At 51.9% G+C, this 12,011-nt stretch carries 8 protein-coding genes; 7 read left to right on the forward strand and 1 reads right to left on the reverse strand.

Features of this window, described 5'->3' with window-relative positions:
- Positions 1 to 15: 15 nt before the first annotated feature.
- A complete protein-coding gene (locus U9M73_RS05980; protein WP_323076547.1) occupies positions 16 to 2,070 on the reverse strand; it encodes a GxGYxYP domain-containing protein in 2,055 nt (684 codons plus the stop codon).
- Positions 2,071 to 2,451: 381 nt separating this feature from the next.
- On the opposite strand from U9M73_RS05980, the gene U9M73_RS05985 reads away from it, so the two are divergent.
- From U9M73_RS05985 to U9M73_RS06015, 7 genes are all read left to right on the forward strand, one after another.
- Entirely contained in the window at positions 2,452 to 2,616 is a 165-nt protein-coding gene (locus U9M73_RS05985) for a hypothetical protein (protein WP_198136140.1), read from the forward strand.
- Positions 2,617 to 2,773: 157 nt separating this feature from the next.
- Complete coding sequence (locus tag U9M73_RS05990; protein ID WP_260071763.1) at positions 2,774 to 3,820, forward strand: LacI family DNA-binding transcriptional regulator; 1,047 nt, start codon at positions 2,774 to 2,776, stop codon at positions 3,818 to 3,820.
- Positions 3,821 to 4,146: 326 nt separating this feature from the next.
- On the forward strand, positions 4,147 to 6,945 hold the full coding sequence (locus tag U9M73_RS05995) for a beta-galactosidase (protein WP_009223300.1): 2,799 nt from the start codon (positions 4,147 to 4,149) through the stop codon (positions 6,943 to 6,945).
- 64 nt (positions 6,946 to 7,009) lie between these two features.
- Entirely contained in the window at positions 7,010 to 7,933 is a 924-nt protein-coding gene (locus U9M73_RS06000; protein ID WP_036644015.1) for an ABC transporter permease, read from the forward strand.
- 12 nt (positions 7,934 to 7,945) lie between these two features.
- Positions 7,946 to 8,857, forward strand: coding sequence for a carbohydrate ABC transporter permease (locus tag U9M73_RS06005; RefSeq protein WP_009223302.1), 912 nt, complete (start codon positions 7,946 to 7,948; stop codon positions 8,855 to 8,857).
- A 39-nt stretch (positions 8,858 to 8,896) separates the two neighbouring features.
- Entirely contained in the window at positions 8,897 to 10,501 is a 1,605-nt protein-coding gene (locus U9M73_RS06010) for a DUF3502 domain-containing protein (protein WP_009223303.1), read from the forward strand.
- Between the two features lie 190 nt (positions 10,502 to 10,691).
- Complete coding sequence (locus U9M73_RS06015; protein ID WP_323076548.1) at positions 10,692 to 11,993, forward strand: Nramp family divalent metal transporter; 1,302 nt, start codon at positions 10,692 to 10,694, stop codon at positions 11,991 to 11,993.
- Positions 11,994 to 12,011 lie beyond the last annotated feature (18 nt).

Here is a 12,011-nt window from a genome sequence, read left to right on the forward strand (position 1 = left end):
CCTTGTTTTATGTGGTTAAGGTTTCTTTGGAAGGCTGTAAGCTTCCCGAATCAGCGCAAAATAGGTATCGGCTAACACAACTTCAAATTCCGGTCCCAGCGCTTGTGTGATCGCGACAACGTCCGATGGTCTCATGCTCCAAGCGTTGACCCCTACGGAAACAAACATCGGCGAGTTCCCGTCCCAAGAAGCCTTCGCATCATTCAAAATGTTGATACCATCTCTGACCGTGGTCGTGCCTTTGAAATAAGAAACGGGTAAATTGCCGTTGACGATTTCTACGTAATTTTGGCTCCCGCCACCAAGGAACAGGCCTGGTACTTTCAAGTATTTCACATAGGCTTCTGCTTTGGAACCGGTGAGAGGAACGTCACGGGCGTCTTGACGGTTGATTACAAAAGGATACGACATGCCGGATTTCTTCAAATACGGGTAGGAATCCTTCATGAATTGGGCAAAGCTCTCCTCCGGCCAAACCTGCGGACTGAAATACCCGGCTCCTGAAGGTCCGGCTACCAGCAGGTCATTTTTCGTAGCGGTGGACTGGTAATAGTCTAAGATCGCAGGGGCCGCATCAACGAGGAGCGGGCTAGCCGACCAGTTCATGGGTACTTGGCCGCGGGCAGGATCATCCCAAAGATTGCGCATATGATTTTGATCGTACTGCAGGTTATCGCCCTCACCAAACGTGAAGGTCACGTAGATCTTGTTGTTCAACTTCGGAGTTACCGGCTTGTTCGGCTTGGCCGGCTTCGCTTTCGTCCCCGCCATGACCGTCATATTATGGAACCAGTCGGAAGGCAGGACGTAAACACCATAACTAGAGGTCAGGTCAACCCCAGCGATTTCGCCTTCCACATCATTATCAAACCAACCCAAATACGGTGTTCCTGGTTCTACATCCGCTAAAATCCGTTCGAACAACGCCCTTTGTTCAGGTACTCCGCTGGAAAGCCAGAACACCATCGCTTTGTTGGCTACCGCGTAATCGCGGAGGTAGCCGAACGGCTCCTTCGTTTCAGAGGAGAGCGGCTTCACTTTGCTGGCGGAAACTTTAAATTGATTCCACATTTCGACGCTAACGGTTAAATGCTGGGTTCCCGCCGGTGGAATAAATTCGTAGACGAAATAGTTGCCGTTATCGGCAAACCGGTGGTCCGCACCCGGCAAAAACTTGGAGCCGTGCCGGTCATACAAAAACGGTTCTTCTTCCGGCGTGCCGGTCTCAAAATGAACAATCTCCTCACCGTCTGCCGATACGCTGATCTCATGAACGGCAGGACCCCAGCCGTCCTGGGTGTAAGCATCCTGGAACCGCAGGTAGACAGCCTCTCCGCCTAGGAACTCGGTCAAATCCAGTTCATACGTTCTCCGGTTGCTGGCATCACGGATTTGCTCCGGTTCCGTAAGAATTGTCTTGAATGATGCGAAATTATCCGGAGGGAGCGGGATGGACGTATTCGGACTGAGACCGACCAGCATCCGTTTTGTCGTTTGACTCCATAAATGCTCGTATTGCCAAGTGTAAGCCTCCATCCGATCTTTGAACTTCCCTTGCAGGTCCTCAACGACACGCAAGCGATAAGGCGCCGCAGTTAGTTCTTGGGCCAGTTCGGGGCTTGCTACGACAGCGTCCTTCAAACCGGCAAGCGTCGTCGCCACATTAATCGAATCAGGCACGGCCGGATCATAGACGATTACGCCTTTGACCTCCCGGGCATACGCCTTGACGATGTCCAGTGGATTTTCGTGAATCCGATAAGGCACCTTAATATCGTTTAACCAAGGATCTTTCTCATTTTGCTGCACGTAAATTCGGGGTTCCTTGCGGTTGACGATCCCTTGAAGTGTTGTCAGCAGAAGCTCGATGTCCCCTGGCTTGTCGTACACTTGAGCCACATCCAAGCGCTTGGCTTTGGCGAAGGTAGGGAGCTCCTGATTCTTCGGCCAAACGATGCCGCTCTTCTTGTTTAGTTCCGCTGAAATCGAGCTGTCTGCGGAGGCTCCTAACGGCATGGTTAACGTACATACTAGTGCTAAACCGAGCGTGATCCATTTGCGCAACATCATTTCGACACCTCTCTTCTTAGAATAAGTTGCGAAAGACTTGTCCGATTCGATCGTTCGATATACCACCTCCTGATGGTTATGGATGTGATTGGAAAGGTTTATAAGATATATTTAATATATTATATTGTATATTTCAATAGCTTCGACAAAACTTCACAGGGATCGATTGAAACATATTTATTAACCGATGTCTCGACTTCGTTCTATAGGGGTAACTGTAAACCTAGAGTCAAATTTGCAAAACAAAAGCGTCGACCGTTAAATATAGCAAATATATCCTATAGATAGCCTAACTTCAGATCGATCGTCTCTCTGTTTGATCGAAATTGCATGAAAATTGTAGCTGCAGGAGACGCTATTCAGCGAAAAGGGGATATGAGTATGCCAAACCAAAAGCACGAAAACATCGAAACGGATGGGGATCCGCGCACGATCTACGAAGATACGAGCCCGCATCTCCGGACCGGCTTTATGCCGGAGCAAACGGATGTGACCTCCTTCGAGTCCGAAGAGAGAAATCCGGAGCAAGATCAAACGCGATCCTAAAGGAAACAGGCTTTCTTTAAAAGGAGGGGGCCTGTTTTGTCATGGAAAAGAGGATCTGGGCGGGGAGCGGCGGTATCTGCTTGTTCTATTCTCAAATGCTGGAAATATTGATATACTGGGGGTAATCTGGGCTACTAATTTTGGGGCAGGTGAAATTATGAAACCGATTACAGTCTACGATATCGCCAAAGAAGCTAATGTATCCGTTGCTACCGTCTCACGCGTCCTTAACAATACCGCACCTGTAAAAAAGGAGACCCGGGAACGCATCAACGAGCTGATCAACAAATACCAGTTTCAACCCAATGCGCTGGCTCGAAGCTTGTCGAAGAAGGAAACGGGGATGATCGGCATTATTCTCCCGGATATTACAAATCCGTTTTTTCCAGAAGTGTTGTCCGGGTTTGATCTGGAAGCGCGCAAGCAGGGGTATACTTACTTTCTGTGCGACACGGTCTCAGCCAGTGTGGACAGCGCGGAGCAATATGTCCGGGAATCGCAATATTTGAATGCGCTCGCAGAGAAGCAGGTGGACGGGATCGTCATGATGGGGGGGCGGGTTGATTTGGCCAAACCTGACATGCAACTGATTGAGGAGGTAGCCGAGATCGGCAAAAGGCTGCCCGTTCTACTTGTCAACGGTCGACTCCCTAAATCGGGCCTGAATCGAGTGGCCGTAGACGAACGGTATGGAGCGGAGCTGGCGGCCCAGCATTTGATTGAGCTCGGGCACCGCGACATCGCGATTGTGGGCGGATTCCGTCAGATGTCCAACACGCAGCAGCGGACGAACGCTTTTACGAAGAAGATGGTTCAGGCGGGCCTTGAAGTGCGCAAGGAGTGGGTGCTGCATGGAGGTTTTTCCGTCGCCAGCGGCATGACGTTTATGAATCAATTGTTGGAGCTGCCTAAGCGCCCGACGGCGATCTTTTGTCTGAACGATTTAGTTGCGATCGGCGTGTTAAAGGCGGCCGTCAAAGCTGGGCTGCGCGTCCCCGAAGACCTCTCGATTATCGGATATGATGATACTCCGTTTGCCTCCTATAGCATTCCGGAGCTGACGACCATTTCACTGCATGCTCATGAGCTCGGCCGAACTGCGGGGGAAGTGCTGCACCAAATGATCACAAAGTCGAAGGTGAACAAAACGACCTTGCTGAAGCCGGAGCTGGTTATTCGCGAGTCTACTGCGGCTCTTAACTAGCGTTAGGAGCTTCGGACCCGCTTCCGGCAAAAAGGGATTGACAACTTAAATCTGGCTGGGCTAGAATAACTGCAAGAAAGCCCTTACATTTTACTCGCAGGTAAATTCTTCTTTATTTCACCCTCCACAAACACAACGAAATTTTACTTCTTTCATCAACTCCGAAGAGAAGCATTCATCTGAACAACACTTGGCACAACAACTGAACATTTCGTTTGCTCCAAAGTGAAACCCGTTTCACTCTAATTTTATTGACCACAATGTAACGGGTTTCATGAAATGGGATTCATTAAAGTTTAATAATACAGACGTTAGGAGTGGTCGCTATGAGTACGCGTATCGAGTCCGAATCCGTTGTAAGTCTGTCTGGCCAGGCTGTCAACATCCATGGGGAGAGCGTGATTCTGCTTTGTGCTTCGCTCTTTTATTTCCGGATTCCCCCCGAGTTATGGCAGGAACGGCTCCAGCAGGTGAGAGAAGCAGGCTACAACTGCATCGATGTCTACTTCCCGTGGAATTTTCATGAGCTCCAGGAAGGAACCTGGGATTTCACCGGGATGCGGGATGCAGATACGTTTCTGCGACTCGCCAGTGAAGCGGGATTATGGGTGATCGCCCGCCCGGGACCATATATTTGCTCTGAATGGGACGGCGGCGGCTTGCCTGCCTATTTGTACGCCAAAGAGCCGGCTCTGCGGATTAGAGATAATGACCCTGCGTTCTTGCAGCATGTGGCCCGGTGGTATGCGCAGATCCTGCCGATCCTTCATCGTCATGAAGTCACGCGTGGGGGCAGCGTCATCTTCGTTCAGCTTGAAAATGAACTGGACTTCTATGACTGCTCCAACCCGGCAGGATATATGGCTGCGCTGCGAGACATGGCTGCAACGCATGGCTTATCCGTCCCGCTGATCGCTTGTGCCGGCCAAGGCGGCCTGGTGCAGGCGTCCGGGTTAACGGAAGGTATCGTGCCGACCTGCAACTTCTATCCGGATGACCGGGATCCCGATTTCGAGCGCAAGGTGCTGCATTATCGGGAGGTGCTTCACAGGCAGGGACTTCCGCTGCTCGTTACCGAGACGAACCGGAGCCATTACCTGCTGCGCAGATTGCTGTCAGCTGGAGCCAAGCTGCTGGGTCCTTATCTGCAGGTGTCTGGCACCAATTTCGGCTTCACCAATGCGATCAATAACTGGGGAAGGCCGCTGGCTTTCTTGACCTCGGATTATGATTTCGGAGGCATGATTTCGCCGGAAGGCCATCTCCGTGAAGAAGTGCAGGAAGCAAAGCTTCTCGCCAGGTTCATTCGTGCCTATGGCCGCGCGATTGCGGAATCTGAGCCGAATTCCGGGAGCAAATGGTCTGTTGCGGGCGAGAAGGAGGGAGTGTTTGGCCCGTATGCGCTGCGTTTGAAAGGCGGTGGAGAGCTGATTTTTGTGACCAACGGTGAGGATCGCTCCAAGCAAATCCACCTGCATAATGAGGAAGCCAGCCATGCTTCATCTACCGGGACATGGACCTTAGCTGCTTCAAGATCCTTGGCGCTGCCGGCAAAAGTGCCGCTAACGAACTGGGGAATTTCAGGACAGCTTGTTTCCTCTACGGCGGAGCTTTACATGGTGGAACAACAGATGGACGGAGTGGTTCTCGCGTTTCACAAGGAGGGGGACAACGGGGAGATTGCCTTAGCCGTCGAAGTTGCCCATGATCCGATTACCGAGGGGATGCAGGTCATCCATCGCGAAGGCCAGTTTATCTTGCAACTGTCTGGAGCAGAGACGGCGTTTTGTCGGTTTGAACTAAAGGAGGGGCGACGCTTTACGGTTATTGTCACAAGCCTTCTCAACGCGCTTCGGACCGAAACGATTCACCTGGATGGGACCGTGACCTTAACCGCAGATCAACCGGTCTCGAATGTCCCCGACCCTACGCCTGCACCCGATTGGCGGTTTGTTGGGAGGGAGGGATGGAAGGCGCCAATCCAGGCTGCGACGGTACAGACGAAGGGGGCGGAGGCAGAATTTTTGGAACGGCTCGGCGTTTACCGGGGATACGCCTGGTATGAGGCGGAGACAAATCTAGTCGCCGCTGAACATCGGCTGCATGGATTTCTGGTGCGTCAAGCGAGTGATGTTGTTTCGCTGTATGCTGACGGAGCGTACCTCGGCACTTTTACTCCCGGCGGAGCCAGCGTGTTTGTTCCGGTGAACGGATCGGATGTGAAGAAGCTTCAGGCGCGTGTGGAGATTTGGGGCCACAGCAATTTCGATGACATCCGGCTCCCAGCGCTTCGCTTGCCTTCTCTGAAAGGGATCAAAGGGATTACGGCCATCACCGCCGTACACAACATTACCTCGAACTGGCGCGTGCATCCGAAGGTCGACCGTTCGCGGCAAGGCACTCTTACAGAGATCGACGAAGCATTATGGCCGGTTGTTAGCTTCGGAAGCTGGCTGTCTGCGGATCATCTATCCCAGCATCTTTTCCGCAGAACGTTTATCCCTGGGGCTGGCGGGGATTCGTGGACGCTGCATTTTCGGAACCTTCAAGGGCATGCGCGGCTTTGGGTGAACGGAATCGATGCCGGTCCCATCCATCCGCTGGACCCCTTTATCGATTTGAAGCCGTATGTCACCCCAGGACAGGAGCTGCAGCTTGAGGTCTACCTGGAACGAACGATGGGGCAAAGCGCCGGACAAGTGCTGGTCTATGAAGGGGTTGAAGCATCGGCGTATACGATCAAGGCGGCGGAGGAAGCTCATTTGAAGGCTGCGGCGGAGCATGAAGTTGCTGCAATTCCGCTTGAATTGCCGCTGACGTTGACCTCAGGTGAGGCAGGATGGTTATTCGCTCCAATTCCGAACGCTGCACAAGGCAAAGGTTGGAGGGTCCGTGCCGCTGGCTCGGGATTAAAGCTTACGGTGTTTATGGAGGAGCGGATCGTCGGCAGGCTGTGGCTGCCAGGAGGTGCGGGAAGGCCGATGATGACTGGCGGCAGCGCGGACTCGTTTTATTTGCCGGGTCCATGGTTTCAGGCGGGGCAAGCGCAGCTGTCTATTTTTCTCGAGGCAGTGGATGAACAGGCTGCAGGCAGCTTAGAGAAGCTTGAGTTTATTTCCGTATAGAAGGGAGAGGCCTATGGAAATCACGACGCCAACAAAGGTACGCCAGCGGCCGCAGCTTCACCGGATGCGCCAGCAGGGGTGGTTCAAACGGTTTTGGAACAACAAAACGCTGTTGCTGATGTGTCTGCCGGCTATCATCTTCTTTATCATTTTCGCGTATTTGCCGATGCCCGGCTTGTATCTGGCTTTTATCAAGTACAACTACACGGATGGTATTTTTAAGAGTCCGTTCGTGGGGTTCGATAACTTTCGATTCCTTGTGATGACGGGGGATTTGTGGCGGCTGACTTTTAACACGGTGGTTTATAATCTGGCCTTCATCCTGCTGGGGAACGTCTTGCAAATTACCGTTGCGGTGTTCCTGAACGAACTTCGTCTCAAATGGTTTAAAAAGCTAACCCAAACCTTGATGTTCCTGCCGCACTTTATTTCGGCGGTCCTGATTGGTCTGATCGCTTACAACGTGCTGAGCTACGACTACGGTCTGCTCAACAGCATCCTGACTTCGCTGGGATTCGATCCGGTGAAGACGTATTCGAACGCCACGATCTGGCCGTTTATCATTGTGTTGACGTACTTATGGCAATCGACAGGGTATGGATCGATCGTATATTTCGCCGCCATTATGGGCCTGGATAACGAAATTGTCGAAGCGGCGGAAATCGACGGGGCCGGCGCATTCCAGCGCATTCGTTATATTGTGCTCCCTTGGCTGAAGCCCACCTTTATCATTTTGCTCCTGTTTTCGCTTGGCGGGATATTGCGCGGGAACTTCGGCTTATTCTTCAACCTGGTGGGAGCTAACAACACCGCGCTGTACGCGACGACGGATATCATCGAAACGTATGTGTTCCGCGCCCTCATGACCAACTTCAACTTCTCGATCGGGAGCGCCGTCAGCCTCTATCAATCCGTCTTTGGATTTGTGGTGGTTATCACCGCCAACTGGCTGGTCAAGAAGGTTTCGCCCGACAACTCATTATTTTAGGAGGTACAAGGCATGGATGACGCTCATGAAACGCGAAGCATCCGCACAGATCTAGGCGGCATTATCGTCAAAATCGTCGGCTACCTGTTTATCGGCTTCTTCGCCTTATGCTGTTTGCTGCCCTTCCTGCTGGTCCTTGGCACATCCTTTACGTCGGAAGCGGCGATTAAACGGTTTGGCTTCAATTTCTGGCCCCGGGAATTCAGCACCTTCGCTTACAAAATCGTCTTCGAAAATCCGGATCTCATCATTGGCTCCTATCTCGTGACCATCGGCATTACAATCTGCGGTACCGCACTGGGTTTGTTCTTGGTGGCGATGACGGGGTATGCGCTGCAACGGCCCGATTTTGCTTACCGGAATCGCATCTCTTTCTTTATCTACTTTACGACCTTGTTCAGTGGCGGGCTGGTTCCGTTTTACCTGCTGGTGACACAGTATTTGGGCCTGAAGGATAACTACTTGGCCGTCTTGCTGCCCGGTCTGCTTAGTCCATTCCTGATCATCATGATGAAAAGCTTCGTTCGCTCCATTCCCCACGCGATCACGGAATCTGCCAAAATCGACGGGGCCGGAGATTTCACCATCTTTATCCGCCTAATCTTACCTATGACTACACCAGCCTTGGCCACGATCGGCTTGTTTATCGCCCTGGGGTATTGGAATGAATGGTACAACTCCATGTTGTTCTTATCGCCGGACATGAAGTACCGCCCGCTGCAGCTGTTCCTGTATAACGTCATCACCAGCGCGGACTTCATCCGAAATTCGGCCGCGGCTTCGAACGTGGAGCTGCGCGATGTGCCGCTCGAATCGATGAAGATGGCGACGGCTATCGTGGCGACGGGCCCGGTGATTTTATTTTATCCGTTTGTGCAGCGCTATTTTATCAAAGGCATCACGGTTGGCGCTGTCAAAGGCTAAGGCTTCACAATTTCAAATAGATGAAGGAGGTTTGTGTGAATGGTTCGATGGAAGAAGGCGTCAATTTGGGTCATGGTGAGCCTGCTGGTGTTGCTGCTGGCGTCCTGCGGCGGCGGCTCAAACAACAAAGGGGCGGGCAGCGATGCGGCAAACAATGGGGTGAATTCGGTGAACACCGGTCAAGAGACGGACACGGGAATCGACACATCCAAGTTCGTGAAGATCAGTTATCTCGTTTTGGGGGATAAGCCAAAGAATGGCCAGTTCGAAAAGGTGCTTGCAGAAGTCAACAAAATCATGAAGGAAAAAATCAACGCCGAGCTGGAATGGAAATGGATCGAATGGGCGGATTGGCAGACCAAATACAATCTGGCGTTAGCCTCTGGGGAACCGATTGATCTGATTACGATCGGAACCGACTGGCTCGACACCTGGGGGAATGCGCAGCGCGGCGCCTTCATGAATCTGGATGAACTCCTGCCGAAATACGCGCCGGAAACGTGGAAATCTATCCCGGAAGAGGATTGGGAAGAAAGTAAATACAACGGCAAAATCGTCCTGATTCCGGAGAACGATTACACGCAGTGGGTCAATCACGGTTTCTTCTACCGCGGCGATTGGGCGAAGGAGGCCGGGATTACCGAACCGATCAAGGATTGGGAGGGCATCGAGAAATACTTGCAGTACATTAAGGACAACAAACCGGATGTGATTCCGTGGGACGCAGCGTCAGGCACGCAAACCTGGGGTGGATTTGTTCAATCGTATACGGATGAGCTGGAGCTTCCAATTTCGACCGGTTTCTTGCCCGTATTTACGGCTAAATCCTATGAAGAGCGATTTACTGCTGTAAGTCCAATCTTCGAGGACGTGTTCTTGGATTATGCCACGATGATGAAAAGATGGGCGGATCAAGGCTTCTGGCGTGAAGACGCCCTGAACAACAAGAACAACAACCGCGATGCGCTGAAAGCCGGCTTGTCGGGGCTTGATCAGCATCATACACAGACGTTCTCTGGACTTCGCGTCGAAATGGATAAAGCACAACCTGGTTCGGAGCTGCAAATGTTCCCATTCTCCCGGACGCGCGGCACCAACCTTATGGAGCTGTCGATTACTCATGGCGGTACATCTGTAGGGGCGCACAGCAAAAACCCGGAACGCGCGCTGATGGCCTATGATCTGATTCGCAATAATGAAGAGATTTATCATCTGATCAACTATGGGATCGAAGGCGTACAATACGTGATCAAAGATGGCAAACGTGCACGTCCTGAAGGTTATGATGACGCAAGAGACGGCTTTTATTCAGATTTCTGGGGCGGCCGTGTCGACAAGTTTGAAATTCCCAGCGAAACGACCTGGGATCAGATCGAAGAGACGTTGTATGCGGAATACGATAAGATCAAGAAGCCATATGTATACGGTCGCTTCGTATTTGATAAAACGCCGGTAGAAGCTGAATTGACCGCGATCTCGCAGGTAACCGGAGAGCTTGGTCCGGCCATCGTGATGGGGAAAGCCGGAGACCCGGCGAAGGCGGTTGAAGAGTTCCGCAACAAGCTGAAGCAGGCCGGATACGATAAAGTGTTGGCCGAGCTGCAAAAGCAGTTGGACGCTTATAAAGTTCAGATCGGTGAATAATCGTTATACGGAAAAACAGAACGGACCCGCGAATCGCGGGTCTGTTTTTTTGTGAGAGATTGCAATTTCGCAAGAAAATGGATTTACATTTTTCAAAATGAGGCATATACTAAAACTATAAAGTTGCACTGAGGAAACTTTAATGGATATAGACAACTTTAGTGGGCGCAAGCGCAAGGGAGGGATTCTCATGATGGAACAAAGTATTGCGCAACAAACGACTCCAGTCACATCCAATGGATTGGATCATAGAACGTCCGCACATGCCGCATTGGACGGCAGAACGAAAGGTCTGAAACGGCTTCTTCCGTTTCTTGGACCTGCGTTTATCGCTGCGGTTGCTTATATCGATCCCGGTAATTTTGCAACGAACATCACCGCAGGATCGAAGTACGGGTATCTATTGTTATGGGTGATTTTCGCTTCGAATTTGATGGCGGTGCTGATTCAGTCGTTATCGGCGAAACTAGGGATCGCCACTGGCAAGAATTTGCCCGAGGTTGCTCACGATCGATTTCCGAAGGGCGTGTCGATCTTCCTGTGGATTCAGAGCGAGTTGGTCATTATCGCTACGGATCTGGCCGAATTTATCGGGGCGGCGTTAGGGCTCTATCTGCTGTTTGGCATTCCGATGCTGCCCGCTGCCGTGATCACCGCGATTGGCTCCTTTGCGATCTTGGAGCTGCAGCGTCGGGGATATCGCGCACTGGAGGCGGGAATCGCCGCGATGGTGCTGATCGTTGTTTTGGCCTTTGCCTTTCAAGTGATTGCGGCGAATCCGGATTTTGCTGCCGTTGGCGCAGGCTTAGTGACTCCTCGCTTTGACGGAGTGGACAGCGTCCTGCTGGCTGCGGGTATCTTAGGGGCCACCGTAATGCCTCACGCGATTTATCTGCACTCCTCGTTAACACAAAACCGGATTGTGGGACGCAATGAGGCCGAGAAGAAGAAAATTTTTAAACTGGAATTCATCGATATCGTGTTGGCGATGTTGATTGCCGGGGCCGTGAATATGGCGATGGTCGTTGTCTCCGCAGGGCTGCTCTTCAAAAATGGTCTAGTGGTTGAAGATCTGGACGTCGCCCTCCAACAATTCGGAACGATCGCCGGACCGTTCACCGCCATTTCTTTCGGACTGGGACTGCTGATTGCCGGCCTCTCGAGTTCTTCGGTGGGTACGATGGCCGGGGATGTGGTGATGCAGGGGTTCATCAACAAACGAATTAACCTGTACGTGCGGCGGGCGATTACCACCATTCCGCCGCTGGCGATCATCGTGTCGGGCGTGAACCCGACGAATGCCCTGGTCATGAGCCAAGTGGTGTTGTCGTTTGGGATTGCCTTTGCCTTGATTCCTTTGATCTTGTTCACCTCGAACCGCAAAATTATGGGCGGCCTCGTGAATCATCGGGTGACCACAACGCTGGGGTGGATGATCTCCGCTTTGGTCGTTAGCTTGAACCTGTTCCTGGTCGTTCAAATGCTCTGGTGAGGTGCGTAACAATGAGGA

Source organism: Paenibacillus phoenicis, from assembly GCF_034718895.1.
Taxonomy (GTDB): domain Bacteria; phylum Bacillota; class Bacilli; order Paenibacillales; family Paenibacillaceae; genus Fontibacillus; species Fontibacillus phoenicis.